Source organism: Methylobacterium sp. 22177 (assembly GCF_052045615.1).
Lineage (GTDB): Bacteria > Pseudomonadota > Alphaproteobacteria > Rhizobiales > Beijerinckiaceae > Methylobacterium > Methylobacterium radiotolerans.
In genome coordinates, this window is sequence record NZ_JBQEPK010000001.1 from 146,105 (window position 1) to 161,278 (window position 15,174).

The following is a 15,174-nucleotide window of genomic DNA, read 5'->3' on the forward strand; positions in this document are numbered from 1 at the left end:
AACGGGCCGGCCTTACCGGAAGCTTAGCCGATTCGCCGCGACGCGGGCGCAGCCTCAGTGGTCCTTGGGCTGCGCGGCCGCGAAGCCGGCCTGCTGCTCCGGACTCGCCTCTGTCTGGAAGCGCGCCTTCCACTCGGCGTAGGGCATCCCGTAGACCGCCTCGCGGCTCTCGTCCTTGGTCAGGGCCACGCCCGCGCCGTCGGCGGCGTCCTTGAGCCAGTTCGACAGGCAGTTCCGGCAGAAGCCCGCCAGATTCATCAGGTCGATGTTCTGCACGTCCGGCCGCTCGCGCAGATGCGCGACGAGGCGGCGGAATACCGCGGCCTCGAGTTCCGTCTGGGTCCGGGGATCGATCTCGCTCATTCGTCGCAACTCTCTTCAGGTCTGGCGGGCCGCTCCCGATTTCGGGACCGGCCGGCCGGAGATCAAGCCGCGAGCAGCGGGCGCAGGATGCGGGCGAAGCGCGCGGCCCACTCGGCCTGACCGTCGGCGCCGGCGATCAGGTCCTGCCGGATCTCGACGAGGGCGTTCGCGAGGCCGCGGGCGGTGGCGTGGCGGTCGATCGTGTCGCCCGGCAGGCCGCCGCCGTAGGGCTGGTTGTCGCCGACGGTGAGCCCGGCCGGATCGGCCTCCAGCGCGCGGATGAGCGGGCGGGCGAAGCGCTCGTCCCGGTCGTACAGGATGCCGACCTGCCAGGGCCGCGCGATCCCGCGCCAGTAGGGCGTGAAGCTGTGCATGGTCAGGAGCACCGGCGGCCGGCCGGCTGACTGGGCGGCGGCGATCGCGTCGTCGATGGCCGCGTCGAACGGCGCGTAGAAGCGGGCGATCCGGGCCTGCTTCCCGGCCTCGTCGATCCGGGCGTTGCCCGGCACGACGGCACCGTCGGACAGGCGCATCACCAGGGTCGGATCGGCGCGCCCGCGGTTCGGGTCGATGATGAGGCGGGAGAAGTTCGTCAGGATCGCCGGGGCGCCGAGCTGCGCCGCGAGGCTGCGCGTTACCGCCGCCGCGCCGATGTCGTAGGCGATGTGCCGGGCATATTCCGACGCGGGCACGCCGAGCGCGATGTCCGGCGGGACGAAGTTCGAGGCGTGATCGCAGGCGATGACGAGGCCGCAGGCGGGATCGCCGGGAATGATCTCGCAGGGATGCGCGGGCGCGACGGCCGTTTCTGTCTCCGGACGGGTCACGGGGCTCCGAGGTCTTGCGAGAGGTCTTCAGATCTGTGCGAGGGCGCCGATGGCGCTTGCCGTCGCGCGGCCGCTCGGGCAGATCACCTATCAAGGATCGTGCGCTCACGGCAAGAAACGGGCCCGCCGCCCTGGGAAGAAACGGGCGGGGATCGCGCGACACAATGGAGAGAGGAGCCCGTTCAACGCCATGACCGAGACCGTTCCGCCCGTCGCCGACGCGGCCACCCGGGACCAGCGCGCGCTTCTCGATTCGATCCTCACGGCCGCGATCCGCGCCGCCCACCCGGATCTCTGCCTGCCGCCGCACCTGCCGGAGCCGAGCCCGGGCCGTCTGATCATCCTGGCCGCCGGCAAGGCCGCCGGCAGCATGAGCGCCGTAGCGAGCCGCTTCTACCGCCAGAAGCACGGCCTCGGGGATGACCGGATCGTCGGCCTCGCGGTGGCGCGCCACGGCTACGGACAGGACGCGCCGGGCATCCACATGGTCGAGGCGGGCCACCCGGTCCCCGACGAGGCCGGCATCTCGGCGACCCGGGAGGCGCTGCGGCTCGCCACCGAGGCCGGCCCGGACGACGAGGTGCTGGTGCTGCTCTCGGGCGGCGGCTCGGCCAACTGGATCGCCCCGGCCGGCGACCTGACCCTCGTGGAGAAGCAGGCGATCACCCGGGCGATGCTCCGTTCCGGCGCGCCGATCGGCGAGATCAACACGGTGCGCAAGCACATCTCGCGGATCAAGGGCGGCCGCCTGGCGGTCGCGGCCCGCAACGCCCGGCGCGTCCTGACCCTGGCGATCTCCGACGTGCCCTTCGACGATCCGGCGGTGATCGCCTCCGGGCCGACCGTGCCCGATCCGTCGACCCTGGCCGATGCCCGGGCCATCTGCGAGAAGCGCGGCATTCCGCTGCCCGAGGAGGCGGTGCGCCTCCTGAACGACCCCAACAACGAGACGCCGAAGGCCGGCGATCCCGCCTTCGCCCGCGCCGAGTACCGCATCATCGCCCGGCCGATCGACGCCCTGAACGCCGCCGCCGAGGCGGCCCGCGCGGCCGGCTACGAGCCGATCCTGCTGGGCGCCGACCTGGAGGGCGAGGCCCGTGAGGTCGCGGCCGAGCACGCGGCCGAGGCCAAGCGCCACAAGGCGGCCGGCCGGCGCGTCGCGCTGATCTCCGGCGGCGAGCTCACCGTCACCATCCGCGGCGAGGGCCATGGCGGCCCGAACCAGGAATACGCCCTGGCGCTGGCGGTGGCGCTCGACGGCGAGCCCGGCATCTTCGGCATCAGCGCCGACACCGACGGGACCGACGGCGGGCGGGGCCTCGCCACCGACCCGGCGGGCGGCCTCGTCGACCCCACGACCCTCGAACGGGCCAGGGCCGCCGGCCTCAACCCGGCCGCGATGCTGGAGCAGAACGACTCCACCGCCTTCTTCGCGGCCCTCGGCGACCTCGTGAACCCCGGTCCGACCTGCACCAATGTCAACGACTGCCGCATCATCCTCGTCAACTAGGTCTCGCGTCTCGGCGGCTCAGCTCCTCCCGGCAGTCACGGTCCTCGGCCTCGCGCTCCTCGGCGCGAGTCCCGCCCGGGCGGACCTGCGCCTATGCAACCAGACCGCCAGCAAGGTCGGGATCTCGCTGGGTTACCGCGACCCGCAGGGGTGGGTGACGGAGGGCTGGTGGGATCTGGCGCCGAAAGCCTGCGAGACGCTGCTCAAGGGCGCGTTGGCGGCGCGGTTCTACTACGTCTTCGCGGTCGATTACACGCGCGGCGGCGAGTGGAGTGGCCGTTCGCTGATGTGCACCCGCGATTCGGAGTTTACGATTCGCGGGATCGAGGATTGTCTCGCCCGTGGCTACGACCGGAACGGCTTCTTCGAAGTCGACACCGGCGAGCAGAAGAGCTGGACCATCCAGCTCACGGATCCGAACCGGGCAGACGCGCCGGCAAAACCGTAATGTGACGACGGCGGCCGTGACTGCGGCCTTGACGCTGTCCGGCCGGGGATGCTCACAGCCGATCGGCGCTCCCTGAGCCAGATCTTCTAACCGCCGGCGCTCGACGCTGCGCGGCAACGAGAACACGGAGGAAATACGCTTGAAACGGTCACGCCGCACGAAGATCGTCGCCACCCTCGGTCCGGCCTCCGATTCGCCGGAGATGATCGAACGGCTGTTCCGCGCGGGCGTCGACGTATTCCGGCTCAACATGAGCCACCTGCCGCGCGAGAAGCTGCCCGAGAAGGTCGAGGCGATCCGCACCATCGAGCGCGAGGCGAAGCGGCCGATCGGCATTCTGGTCGACCTGCAGGGGCCGAAGCTGCGGCTCGGCACCTTCGCGGAGGGCGCCGCGATGATCGAGGCCGGGGGCACCTTCGTGCTCGACGGCGACCCGACGCCCGGCGACGCCGCACGCTGCCACCTGCCGCATCCCGAGATCCTGGAGGCGCTGGAGCCGGGCCACGCGATCTTGGTCGACGACGGCAAGCTGCGGCTGACCGTGCTCGAGACGGCGCACAATCGCGCCGTGACCCGCGTCGAGGTCGGTGGCCGGATCTCGAACCGGAAGGGCGTGTCCCTGCCGCACACCGTGATCCCGGTGCCGGCGATGACCGACAAGGATCGGGCGGATCTCGATGCCGGCCTGAACGCCGGCGCCGACTGGATCGCCGTGTCGTTCGTCCAGCGCCCCGAGGACGTGGCCGAGGTGAAGAAGGTCTGCGCCGGCCGCGCCCTGGTGATGGCCAAGATCGAGAAGCCGCAGGCGCTGGCACGCCTCGACGAGATCATCGAGATCTCCGACGGGCTGATGGTCGCCCGCGGCGATCTCGGCGTGGAGATGCCCCTGGAGCAGGTGCCGGGCGTGCAGAAGCGCATCACCCGCGGCGCTCGGCGCTACGGCAAGCCGGTGGTCGTCGCCACCCAGATGCTCGAATCGATGATCACCGCGCCGGTGCCGACCCGGGCCGAGGTCTCCGACGTCGCCACGGCGGTCTACGAGGGGGCGGACGCCGTGATGCTCTCCGCGGAGAGCGCCTCGGGCGCCCACCCGATCGGGGCGGTCGAGACCATGAACCGGATCGCCGAGCAGGTGGAGCGGGACGCGATCTACTGGTCGATCATCCGGGCGCAGAGCGCGACCCCGGACGAGACGGCCGCCGACGCCATCGCGGCGGCGGCGCACCAGATGGTCGACGCGCTGAGTCTCGACGCGATCATGGCCTGGACCAATTCCGGCTCGACGGCCCTGCGCCTGTCGCGCGAGCGCCCGAACGCCACCGTGATCGCCCTGACGCCGCGGCGCGAGACCGCCCGGCGCCTCGCCCTGGCCTGGGGCACGCACCCGATCGTCACCAAGGACGCCAGCGACGTGGACGACATGTCGTTCCGCGCCGCCAAGTTCGCCGTGCGCGAGAAGTTCGCCGCCGTGGGGGACCGGGTGATCGTCGTGGCCGGCCTGCCGTTCGGCACGCCGGGCGCCACCAACCTCGTGCGGCTGACCTTCATCACCCGCGAGCACGCCGAGAAGGCCTGACGGCACCGGGATACGAGAGCGGGACCGGCCGGCGTGTCAGTGCGCGACGGCCGGCTCCGGGCCGGCCGCGCTCGTCGCGCCGGCCAGCCGGGCCACCTCCTCGGTGACTCGATCGGCGGCGACGTACTGGAGCATGTGGCCGATGCCCGGCAGCAGCACCAGCCGCGCGCCGGGGATCGCGCGGGCCAGCGGCACCGCCTGCGTGTCGGCGCGGACGATCGGGTCCGCCTCGCCGGAGATCACCAGGGTGGGCACGCGGATCGCGCCGTAGCGCGGGCTCTGCGCCGCGAGGGCGCGCGGCAAACCGAGCAGGTCCTGGACGTTGGCGAGCAGCGTTCCAGGCCGCAGGACCAGGTCCGACCGCGCCAGGTCCGGGTAATCCGCCCGCGGCGGTTGCGGCTGGAAGACCCGGCGCGCCGCCTCGGGCAGGAAGTGCTGCGCGATGGGCGGCCCGACCGTCCAGCTGAGTAGCCACGCCACCGGCGGGGTCACGGCGAGCCGCCAGTACCAGGGCAGATCGGGCATCCGGTCCGGCATGGGCATCGCCACCGGCGCCGCGAGGGCGAGGGCCGACACCCGGTCCGGGTGGTCCAGGGCGAGGGCCAGGGCGAGGGCGCCGGCCCAGGAATGGCCGAAGACGAGCGCCGGGCCGACACCCATCCGTTCCAGTGCCTCGGCGATCAAGGCGGCTTGCGCCGCGGGAGGCGCGGCATCGCCGCCGCCGATCCGGTCGCTCCAGCCGAAACCCGGCCGGTCGAAGGCGATGACCCGGAACCCCCGCGCGGCGAGATGGCGGCCGATCCCCTCCATCGGATCCGACGCGTTGGCCGAGGCGCCGTGGAGGAGCACGACGGGTGGCCCGTCGACCGGGCCGTCCTGCAGAGTCGCGAGCCGCCCGCCGGTCAGCGTCACGAACGGGCCCGCGGGCGGGTTGGCGGCGCCGACCCGGAGGGTGATGACCAGCGTCGCCAGCGCGCCGGCCGCGAGGACGAGCCCGGCGAGGGCGAAGGGCAGGGCCAAGAGGGTGAGGAGGACGGCGGTCACCCGGCTCACAGGTCGCGGCCGTCGACCTCCGGAGTGAGGCGGTTGATCGCCTCGCCGATCTTCTCCATCTGCGGGTAGAGCGCCCGCGCCCGCCGGAAGGCGGCGAGCGCCCGCGCCTTGTCGTCGAGCGATTCGTAGATCCGGCCCATCGCGGCCCAGGCCTCGAAGTGGCGCGGCTCCAGCACCAGGGCTCGCTGAAGATCCGCCAGGGCGTCGTCCTTGTCGGACAGGAGCCAGAACACCGTCGCGCGCCGGTTCCAGCCCTCCGACCAGTTCGGCTCGAGGGCGGTGACGCGGTCCATCAGCTCGGCCGCCAGCGGGAAGTCGTGGGCGGTGACCGCCTGCCGGGCACGGTCGGTGAGGAGGTCGGCGGTCGGGCTGCCCGACCCGGCCATGCGCCGCTCGATCAGCCGGGCGACGCCCTTGGCCTCGGCCGGATCCTCGCTGGCGCGCAGGCGCGCGAACAGGTCGTCGAGGCTCGGCGGCTTGGGGGCTGGCTTCCCCTCGGGGGCGGCGCGGCCGGGACGTCCGGCCTCCGGAGCCGCCCGCGCCGCCGGGATGTCCAGGGCGAGGCCCGACAGGCAGACCAGGGCGGCGAGGAGGCGGGTCGGCGTCATGCGGCCAGACTGTGCCCCGGCCCGGGATCCGTCAACGTGCCGCGGTGCCGCGCGCATGCGGAAACGGCCGCGCCCCTTCGGGTACGGCCGTCCCAACGTCGATCGTCGTCCGACCCGGCCTGACCGGGCGGAGCGGCCTCAGCCCTGGCGGGCCTTGAAGCGCTTCTGGGTCTTGTTGATCACGTAGACCCGGCCCTTGCGGCGCACGAGCTGGTTGTCGCGGTGGCGGCCACGCAGGGACTTGAGGGAGTTGCGGATCTTCATGGGTCTCTCGAGCCCGGAGGGCCGTCCGTTGTGTAGGGTGTCGGGAACGTGGTCACGAGGCTGGACGCGGCGTCGCGTCCGGCGATCACGGCTCACGCATCGCGGGATGGCGCGGCCATATCAGGATTCGCCCCCGGAAGGCAAGGCGCGACGGGCATCAAGCGGAGGCGGGGCGGCTCAGTGAACCTTGTCGAGATCCGGCACGGCCGGCGCGAACACGAGCTGCCGGCCGATCTCGTGCAGCAGCACGTCGAGCAGCGGCTTCAGGCGCTCGAACCCCGGCCGGGGCAGGCCGTCCTCGGCGGCGTTGTAGAGAGCCAGGGCCATCTCGGCCACGCGGTCGATGCCGCCGGCCGCCACGTCGGTCGCGCAGAAGGCGGATTCGTCGAGGAAACCGTCGCGGCCGCACTCGGTCACGTCGATGACGATCCCGTGCGCCTCGCTGACGCCGCCCTCCGGGTCCAGGATGAAGCGGCTGCGCGCGAGGATCCACCGGACCTCGCCCGGCTCCGGAACCGTCCGGTACTGCGCGATGTACAGGCCGCCCTGCCGGCGGAGGTCGTCGAGGATCGACGCGATCCGCCGCTGATCCTCCGGGTGGATGCGGTCGAGGAAGGCCCCGAAAGTCGTCCCGCTGCCGCTCTTCGTTCGGGGCAGGCCCAGCATCGTCGCCGCGACGGGGTCGCACCGGAGAACATCGTCGGCGATGTGCCAGGTCCAAGTCCCGACATCCGACACAGCGAGCGCGCGCGCCACACTGCTGCCGCCCCGCCGCTTCGTGCGCACGCCGACGCCCACAGGCCCGATCTCCAGCCATTTTCAGGCGGTCTGCCCAGACCGCTTCGTTGATCGACACAATACTGAGATCACGAATGCGGCACAACGCGCGAGTTCTGCAGGGCTGAGCTGTATCGCATCGGTATCGGCCGGATCAGGGACGATGGTAAACGCCGGTCAATATCCCCTTCGCGAGGACCTGACCGCGCATGGCCTCGATCAGCGCGCCGCGGCCCGGCGCCTCGGCGAGGGCGAGGGGATGCCGCAGCGCGTAGATCTGGAAGAGGTATGGGTGAGGCCCGTGGCCGGTGGGCGGGTCCGGCGGCAGCCATTCCGCGCGCAGGAAGCTGTTCCGGCCCACGGCCTTCACGGTGCCCGCGTGGCCGGGACCCGGCAGCGCACCCTCCAACAGGCCGGCGGGTTCCGGCGGGACCGACCAGGCTATGAGATGGACCAGCGGCCGGGGCGTCGGGCTGCCCGCATCCTCCACGAGGAGGACGAGGGCGGCGGTGCCCGCCGGCAGCCCGCTCCAGGCGAGGGGCGGCGACACGCCCGCGCCGTCGGCCGTGAAGCGGGCGGGCAAGTCCGCCCCGTCGGCGAAGGCCGGGCTCGACAGCGTCACGGTCTCGGGCACGTCGGGGAAGTCAGCGCGGGACGTCGTCTTGTCCAGGCCCGCCTTCAGCCCCGACAGCGCCTCGCCGAGCACACCGGGAATCTTCTCGAGCATCGCCGCGTCCTCCGCCGCGATGGCAACGGCGGCGGACGCGACCGGTTCACGCCGACCGCTCGGCCGCGACCATGTAGTTCACCGCCTTGTCTCGGCCGGTGCGCCACCCGTCCGTCAGCGGGTTGTAGACGACGCCGACCGTGTCGGTGACGTCGAGGCCGCCGGCCCGGATCGCGCGGGCGAGCTCGTCCGGCGTCACGAACTTCTCCCAGTCGTGCGTGCCGCGCGGCAGCCAGCCGAGCACGTACTCGGCGCCGACGATGGCGAGCGCGAAGGAGCGCAGCGTCCGGTTGAGGGTGGCCCCGAACAGCATGCCGCCGGGCTTCACCGCCGCGCAGGCGGTCCGCACGAAGGCCGGCATGTCGGAGACGTGCTCGACGACCTCCATGATCAGCACCGCGTCGAAGCTCTCGCCGCCGGCGACCACCGCCTCGATGGTCTGCCCGCGGTAATCCACCGGCACCCCGGCCGCCTCGGCATGGGTTCGGGCGACCGCGACGTTCTGCTCGGCCGGGTCGAGCCCGGTCACCCGGGCGCCGAGACGGGCCAGCGGCTCCGAGAGAACTCCGCCGCCGCAGCCGACGTCGCAGATCGTCAGCCCGTCGAGCGGGAAGGGGGCTTTCGGGTCGCGACCGAAGCGCCGGCAGAGGGCGTCGCGGATGTAGGCGAGCCGCACCGGGTTGAACCGGTGCAGGACGCGCATCGGGCCGGTCTCGTCCCACCACGTGGCGGCGAGCGCGTCGAAGCGCGCGACCTCGGCGCGGTCGACGAAGCCTTCCGTGACCCGGTCCGTGGCTGACCTGTCCATGCGTGTTCCGTCCTCATGCCGGCGGCCGGGATCCGCCGCGCGGTTTCGTGGCTGCGTCGTGCCCGCGCTCTAGCACGGCGATCGCCCGGAAGTCGCCGCGGCGCGCGGGCGCCATGCTTGGCCGGTTGTTGACACTCCCCCGGGCCGCTTGTACCCGCCGGGCACCGTCCGGACGGGGCTGCAGCGGCCCGTTCAATCGCCACCGGGAACCCGCGACCGAGAGACCATGCCCCGTCTGGTGATGAAATTCGGCGGCACCTCCGTCGCCAACGTCGACCGTATCCGCAACGTGGCGCGCCACGTCGCCCGCGAGGTCGCGGCCGGCTACGACGTCGCCGTGATCGTCTCGGCCATGTCGGGCAAGACCAACGAGCTGGTCGACTGGGTCAAGGACGCGAACCCGCTCTACGATCCGCGCGAGTACGACGCCGTCGTGGCGTCCGGCGAGCTCGTCACCGCCGGCCTCCTGGCGATCGCCCTGCAGAAGGACGGGATCAAGGCCCGCTCCTGGCAGGGCTGGCAGATCCCGGTCGTGACGTCGGACGCGCACGGCTCGGCCCGCATCGCCGAGATCGACCCGAGCAACCTCGAGGCGGGCTTCGCCAAGGGGGAGGTCGCGGTCATCGCCGGCTTCCAGGGCGTCCACGACGAGACCGGCCGGGTGACGACGCTGGGCCGCGGCGGCTCCGACACCTCCGCGGTGGCCGTGGCGGCCGCGATCGGGGCCGAGCGCTGCGACATCTACACGGACGTGGACGGCGTCTACACCACGGACCCGCGCATCGTCCCGAAGGCCCGCCGCATGGAGCGGGTGACCTTCGAGGAGATGCTGGAGATGGCCTCGCTCGGCGCCAAGGTGCTGCAGGTCCGCTCGGTGGAGCTCGCCATGGTCCACCGGGTGCCGACCACGGTCCGGTCCTCCTTCGATCCGCCGGACGCCGCGCGTCCCGGTACCCTCATCTGCGACGAGGACGACATCGTGGAACAGCAGATCATCACCGGGATCGCCTTCTCCCGGGACGAGGCGCAGATCACCCTGCGCAAGGTCAAGGACAGCCCGGGCGTCGCGGCCGCGATCTTCGGGCCGCTGGCCGACGCCAACATCAACGTCGACATGATCATCCAGACCGTGTCGGGTGACCAGTCGACCACCGACATGACCTTCACGGTTCCGTCCGCCGAGTACGAGCGTGCCCGGAAGATCCTCGACGAGGCCCGCGCGCAGATCGGCTACGCGCAGATCGAGGGTGCCACCGACGTGGTGAAGGTGTCGGCGATCGGCGTCGGGATGCGCAGCCACGCGGGTGTCGCCGCGAAGGCGTTCCGGGCGCTCGCCGAGAAGGGTATCAACATCCGCGCGATCACCACCTCGGAGATCAAGTTCTCCGTGCTGATCGACGCCGCCTATACGGAGCTTGCCGTGCGCACGCTTCACTCGCTATACGGCCTGGATCAGGCCTGAGCCTGGGACGCGGGTTCGAGCGGGGCGCGTGGTGTGAACTGAACAGTCACGGGCCGATCCGCCGATCCCAGAACGCCTCTGGGATCAGCGGTCCGGTCCATCCGGCGCCGGCCCGTCCCGGGTTTGGCGCCAAGGTTGCAGGGTGGTCGACGCCAAGGCCACTCACCGACGCTGGAACGACGAACCGATGCCCGCTGCGCCCGGAGGCCCGCGCCTGCTGCTGCGCCGCCTCCGCGAAGCGATGGCGGAGCCGGTCAGCCCCCAGGCGCGCCTCGACCGCATCGTCGTCCTGATCGCCGCCAACGTGGTGGCCGAGGTCTGCTCGGTCTACGTGCTGCGCGACGACAACACGCTCGAGCTGTTCGCCACGGAAGGTCTGAACCGCGAGGCGGTGCACCAGACCCGCATGCGCACCGACGAGGGCCTCGTCGGCCTCATCGCGCGCACGGCGGAGCCGCTCTCCCTCTCGGACGCCCAGAACCACCCGGCCTTCTCGTACCGGCCTGAGACGGGCGAGGAGGCCTACCACGCCTTCCTGGGCGTGCCGCTGCTGCGCGCCGGCAACACGCTCGGCGTCCTGACGGTCCAGAACAAGACCTACCGCGTCTACTCCGAGGAAGAGATCGAGGCGCTCCAGACCACCGCGATGGTGCTCTCGGAGATGATCGCCTCGGGCGAGCTGGAGGGCTTGGCGCCGGACGCCGGCACCGCGGCCCGGCGCCCGGTCCTGGCCCGGGGCATCGCCCTCGCGGACGGGATCGGCCTGGGCTACGTGGTGCTCCACGAGCCCCGCGTCGTGGTGAAGACGCTGATCGCCGAGAACGTCGAGCGCGAGGTCGCCCGCCTCGACGCGGCGATCGAGGAGGTCCGCTCGGCGATCGACGCGCTGGTGGAGCGCGGCGACCGGATCGGCACCGCCGAATCCCGTGAGGTCCTCGAGACCGTCCGGATGTTCGCCCACGACAAGGGCTGGCTCCGCCGGATGCGCGAGGCCGTAGGCTCCGGCCTGACCGCGGAGGCCGCGGTCGAGCGGGTCCAGTCGGACAACCGCGCCCGCATGATGCGGCAGTCGGATCCCTACCTGCGCGAGCGGCTGCACGATCTAGACGACCTCGCCAACCGCGTCCTGCGCACCCTGATCGGTCCCGAGGCGGCCGGCGCCCTGGTCCTGCCCGAGAACGCCATCCTGGTGGCGCGCACCATGGGGCCGGCGGCGCTCCTCGACTACGAGGCGTCGACCCTGCGCGGCATCGTCCTCGAGGAGGGCGGTCCGACGAGCCACGTGGCGATCGTCGCCCGGGCGCTCGGTATCCCGGCGGTGGGCGAGGTGGAGAACGCCGCCGCCCTGTGCGACGCGGGCGACGCCATCATCGTCGACGGCGTGGCCGGCGAGATCCATGTCCGGCCCGGCCCCGAGGTCGAGGCCGCCTACGCCGAGATGGTGCGCCTGCGCGCCCGCCGGCAGGAGCAGTACCGCGCGCTGCGCGACGTCCCGGCCCAGACCCGCGACGGCGTGCGGGTCGGCCTGCACCTCAACGCCGGCCTGCTGGTCGATTTCAGCCACCTGCAGGAGACCGGGGCCGAGGGAGTCGGGCTGTTCCGCACCGAACTGCAGTTCATGGTGGCGCAGCGCATGCCGTCGGCGGCCGAGCAGGAGGAGCTGTACCGCAAGGTCTTCGCGGCCTCGGCGGGCAAGTCCGTCACGGTCCGCACCCTCGACATCGGGGGCGACAAGATCCTGCCCTACATGGCCAAGCTCGAGGAGGAGAACCCGGCACTCGGCTGGCGGGCCATCCGCATCGGCCTCGACCGGCCGGCGCTGCTGCGCATGCAGTTGCGCGCGCTCCTCAAGGCCGCCGACGGCGACCCGCTCAAGATCATGTTCCCGATGGTCGCCACGGTGGACGAGTTCGTGCGCGCCCGCGGCATCGTCGAGCGCGAGAAGGCCTACCTGCGACGCCACGGCTACCGGCTCCCGACCGATTGCCGCCTCGGCGCGATGATCGAGGTGCCCTCGCTCCTGTTCCAGATCGACGAGATCGCCAAGGAGGCCGATTTCCTCTCGGTCGGGTCGAACGACCTGATGCAGTTCCTGTTCGCGGTGGACCGCGAGAACCGGCGGGTCGCCGACCGGTTCGATCCGCTGAGTGTCGCGGCGCTGCGCGCGTTCCGGCTGATCGCCGAGCGGGCCAACGCGGCCTCCTGCCCGGTGACGGTCTGCGGCGAGATCGGCGGCCGGCCCCTCGACGCCATGGCGCTGATCGGCCTCGGCTACCGCCAGCTGTCGATGTCGCCGGCCGCGATCGGCCCCGTCAAGGCGATGGTGCTGAGCCTCGACGCGGCCGCCGTCGCCGAGCTCATCGACGCCGAGATGGCGCGGATGCACGACGGCGACTCCCTGCGCCCGGCGCTCACGGCCTTCGCGCACGCGCACGGCATCCCTATCTAAGCGCGAACGCGACCCTTGCCGAACATTCGGCCGGGGTTGTACGGCAACGCCACGACGATTTCGGTCGACGCGCCGCGGCTTCCGCTCTCGGACGGACGAGGCGTGGATTTGGGGGACGTCCTACCGGGTCCTACACCCTCGAAGCCACGCGTCTCCGTCCCCGGGACGAGACCCGCGCCCGGCCCGGAACGGCGCGCGCAGACCTGCAGAAACACGGGCGATGATCCCCTTTCCCACCGAGCGCCTCGACGCCATCCTGGCGCGGCACGACATCGTCACCGCGCAGCTCGCCTCCGGCGAGATCGATCCCGAGACGGTGGTCCAGCTCTCCCGCGAGCTGTCCGACCTCGACCCGGTCGTGGCGGCGATCCGCGCCTACCGCGCCGCGCTGGAGAACCTCGCGGGCGTCGAGGCCCTGATCGACGAGCCCGGCACGGATCCGGAGATGCGCGCGCTCGCCGCCGAGGAGAAGCCGGAGGCGCTGGCGGCGCTCGAGACCGCCCACCGGGCCCTCCAGCTCCTGCTCCTGCCCAAGGACGCCGCCGACGAGAAGAGCGCGATCCTGGAAGTCCGCGCCGGCACCGGCGGCGACGAGGCCGCCCTCTTCGCCGGCGACCTGTTCCGGATGTACGCGAAATACGCCGAGTCGAAGGGCTGGCGGGTCGAGGTGATCTCCGAGAGCGAGGGCACCGTCGGCGGCTTCCGCGAGGTGGTGGCCGAGGTGAAGGGACGTGGCGTCTTCGCCCGCCTCAAGTTCGAGAGCGGTGCTCACCGGGTGCAGAGGGTGCCCGACACCGAGACGCAGGGCCGGATCCACACCTCGGCCGCCACCGTGGCGGTGCTGCCCGAGGCCGAGGAGGTCGACATCCACGTCAACGACGCCGACCTGAAGATCGACACGATGCGGGCCCAGGGCGCGGGCGGCCAGCACGTCAACAAGACGGAATCGGCGATCCGCATCACCCACCTGCCGACCGGCATCGTCGTCTTCGTCCAGGAGGAGCGGTCGCAGCACAAGAACCGGGCCCGCGCCATGGCGCTCCTGCGGGCGCGGCTCTACGAGGCCGAGCGCAACGCCAAGGATTCGGCGCGCGCGGCCGACCGCAAGGCGCAGGTCGGCTCCGGCGACCGCAGCGAGCGGATCCGGACCTACAACTTTCCGCAGGGTCGCGTGACCGATCACCGGATCAACCTGACCCTCTACAAGCTCGAGGAGGTGATGGCCGGGACCGCCCTCGACGAGGTGGTGGACGCCCTCATCACCGAGCACCAGGCTGAGCTCCTGGCCGCCGAGGGCATGGCCTGATCCGCGCCGTGAAGCCGGACGCGCTCCAGGATCTGTCGCGCCGCGAGGCGCTCCGCGCGCTGACGGCGCGTTTGCACGCCGGCGGCGTTGCCGAAGCCGCGGGCGACGCCCGGTTCCTCCTGCTCGGCATCCTGGGCCTGGAGACAAGAGACCTGCTGATCGAGGGGGGCCGGCGCCTGGGCCCAGCGGACGCCGCGTCCCTCGCGGCGGCGCTGGCCCGGCGGCTCGCCGGCGAGCCGGTCGCCCGCATCCTGGGCGCCTGGGAGTTCTGGGGCCTGCCGTTCCGGCTGGGGCCCGACACGCTCGTGCCGCGCCCGGACACCGAGATCCTGGTCGAGGTCGCGCTGGCGGCGCGGCCCGACCGCGCCGCTCCGCTCCGCTGCCTGGACCTGGGGACCGGGTCGGGCTGCATCCTGACGGCCCTCCTGTCCGAGCGACCCCGCGCCACCGGCGTCGGGCTCGATCGTTCCGAGGGCGCCCTGCGCGTTGCCCGGGACAACGCCGTCACGAACGGCGTCGGCGACCGGGCGCGCTTCGTGGCCGGTGACTGGTGCGACGCCCTATGGGGCTGCTTCGACCTCGTGGTCTCGAACCCGCCCTACATCGCCCGCGCCGTCATCGGGACCCTGGATCGCGAGGTCCGCGGGCACGACCCGGCCGCTGCCCTCGACGGCGGTGCCGACGGCCTCGAGGCATACCGGCGGATCCTGGGCGGCGCGGGGGCGTGTCTCGCCCCGGGCGGCCTGCTCGTGCTCGAGATCGGCTACGATCAGGCGGCGGCCGTGACGGATCTGGCGCGCGCCGCAGGCTACCGCGCCCGCGGATTGACCCGCGACCTCGCCGGTCACGACCGGGTGCTGAGTTTCGATCGGCCGGAGGGTCTTTTTTCCGGCCACAGGGATGCCTAAGTCAGGGTCAACCATCCCGGCACCGAAAAATTGCTTGTTGCATCAACCGGGGAACGCTAGAGTCGGCTTGAAGATCGCGAACCGTCCG

General features: G+C 72.2%; 15 protein-coding genes. 7 read left to right on the top strand and 8 right to left on the bottom strand.

Going from position 1 to position 15,174, the window contains the following annotated elements; all coding sequences use genetic code 11:
* Positions 1-54: 54 nt before the first annotated feature.
* Complete coding sequence (locus tag ACTJK8_RS00765; protein ID WP_024827862.1) at positions 55-363, bottom strand: DUF1244 domain-containing protein; 309 nt, start codon at positions 361-363, stop codon at positions 55-57.
* 62 nt (positions 364-425) lie between these two features.
* On the bottom strand, positions 426-1,190 hold the full coding sequence (locus tag ACTJK8_RS00770) for an N-formylglutamate amidohydrolase (protein WP_012317151.1): 765 nt from the start codon (positions 1,188-1,190) through the stop codon (positions 426-428).
* Between the two features lie 190 nt (positions 1,191-1,380).
* Between ACTJK8_RS00770 and ACTJK8_RS00775 the strand changes: the two genes are divergently transcribed.
* From ACTJK8_RS00775 to pyk, 3 genes are all read left to right on the top strand, one after another.
* The gene (locus ACTJK8_RS00775; RefSeq protein WP_127991855.1) at positions 1,381-2,700 is read left to right on the top strand and encodes a glycerate kinase type-2 family protein; all 1,320 of its coding nucleotides are present in this window, start codon (positions 1,381-1,383) and stop codon (positions 2,698-2,700) included.
* Positions 2,666-3,148: a DUF1036 domain-containing protein gene (locus tag ACTJK8_RS00780; RefSeq protein ID WP_012317153.1), complete on the top strand. Its 483-nt coding sequence runs from the start codon at positions 2,666-2,668 to the stop codon at positions 3,146-3,148. The genes ACTJK8_RS00775 and ACTJK8_RS00780 overlap by 35 nt, the downstream gene beginning before the upstream one ends.
* Positions 3,149-3,287: 139 nt before the next feature.
* Complete coding sequence (gene pyk / locus ACTJK8_RS00785; RefSeq protein WP_012317154.1) at positions 3,288-4,724, top strand: pyruvate kinase; 1,437 nt, start codon at positions 3,288-3,290, stop codon at positions 4,722-4,724.
* Between the two features lie 36 nt (positions 4,725-4,760).
* Here the strand turns inward: pyk and ACTJK8_RS00790 are convergent, their stop codons facing one another.
* From ACTJK8_RS00790 to ubiG, 6 genes are all read right to left on the bottom strand, one after another.
* Positions 4,761-5,777, bottom strand: a complete 1,017-nt coding sequence (locus ACTJK8_RS00790) for an alpha/beta fold hydrolase (protein WP_440761368.1) — start codon at positions 5,775-5,777, stop codon at positions 4,761-4,763.
* Complete coding sequence (locus tag ACTJK8_RS00795; RefSeq protein WP_029359059.1) at positions 5,774-6,385, bottom strand: tetratricopeptide repeat protein; 612 nt, start codon at positions 6,383-6,385, stop codon at positions 5,774-5,776. Before ACTJK8_RS00795 ends, ACTJK8_RS00790 begins: the two co-directional genes overlap by 4 nt.
* A gap of 138 nt (positions 6,386-6,523) precedes the next feature.
* Entirely contained in the window at positions 6,524-6,649 is a 126-nt protein-coding gene (gene ykgO, locus ACTJK8_RS00800) for a type B 50S ribosomal protein L36 (protein ID WP_003601867.1), read from the bottom strand.
* 177 nt (positions 6,650-6,826) lie between these two features.
* Positions 6,827-7,447 carry a PAS domain-containing protein gene (locus tag ACTJK8_RS00805; protein WP_440761369.1) on the bottom strand — a complete coding sequence of 207 codons (621 nt, stop codon included), beginning with the start codon at positions 7,445-7,447 and terminating at the stop codon, positions 6,827-6,829.
* 133 nt (positions 7,448-7,580) lie between these two features.
* On the bottom strand, positions 7,581-8,153 hold the full coding sequence (locus ACTJK8_RS00810; RefSeq protein ID WP_182177408.1) for a YbhB/YbcL family Raf kinase inhibitor-like protein: 573 nt from the start codon (positions 8,151-8,153) through the stop codon (positions 7,581-7,583).
* Positions 8,154-8,199: 46 nt separating this feature from the next.
* Positions 8,200-8,961 carry a bifunctional 2-polyprenyl-6-hydroxyphenol methylase/3-demethylubiquinol 3-O-methyltransferase UbiG gene (gene ubiG / locus ACTJK8_RS00815; RefSeq protein ID WP_020091504.1) on the bottom strand — a complete coding sequence of 254 codons (762 nt, stop codon included), beginning with the start codon at positions 8,959-8,961 and terminating at the stop codon, positions 8,200-8,202.
* 226 nt (positions 8,962-9,187) lie between these two features.
* On the opposite strand from ubiG, the gene ACTJK8_RS00820 reads away from it, so the two are divergent.
* From ACTJK8_RS00820 to prmC, 4 genes are all read left to right on the top strand, one after another.
* The gene (locus tag ACTJK8_RS00820; RefSeq protein ID WP_043072921.1) at positions 9,188-10,423 is read left to right on the top strand and encodes an aspartate kinase; all 1,236 of its coding nucleotides are present in this window, start codon (positions 9,188-9,190) and stop codon (positions 10,421-10,423) included.
* 187 nt (positions 10,424-10,610) lie between these two features.
* Positions 10,611-12,872, top strand: coding sequence for a phosphoenolpyruvate--protein phosphotransferase (gene ptsP / locus ACTJK8_RS00825; protein ID WP_012317161.1), 2,262 nt, complete (start codon positions 10,611-10,613; stop codon positions 12,870-12,872).
* A gap of 220 nt (positions 12,873-13,092) precedes the next feature.
* Entirely contained in the window at positions 13,093-14,178 is a 1,086-nt protein-coding gene (prfA, locus tag ACTJK8_RS00830) for a peptide chain release factor 1 (protein ID WP_012317162.1), read from the top strand.
* Between the two features lie 8 nt (positions 14,179-14,186).
* Positions 14,187-15,086, top strand: coding sequence for a peptide chain release factor N(5)-glutamine methyltransferase (prmC, locus tag ACTJK8_RS00835; protein WP_440761370.1), 900 nt, complete (start codon positions 14,187-14,189; stop codon positions 15,084-15,086).
* Positions 15,087-15,174: the final 88 nt, after the last annotated feature.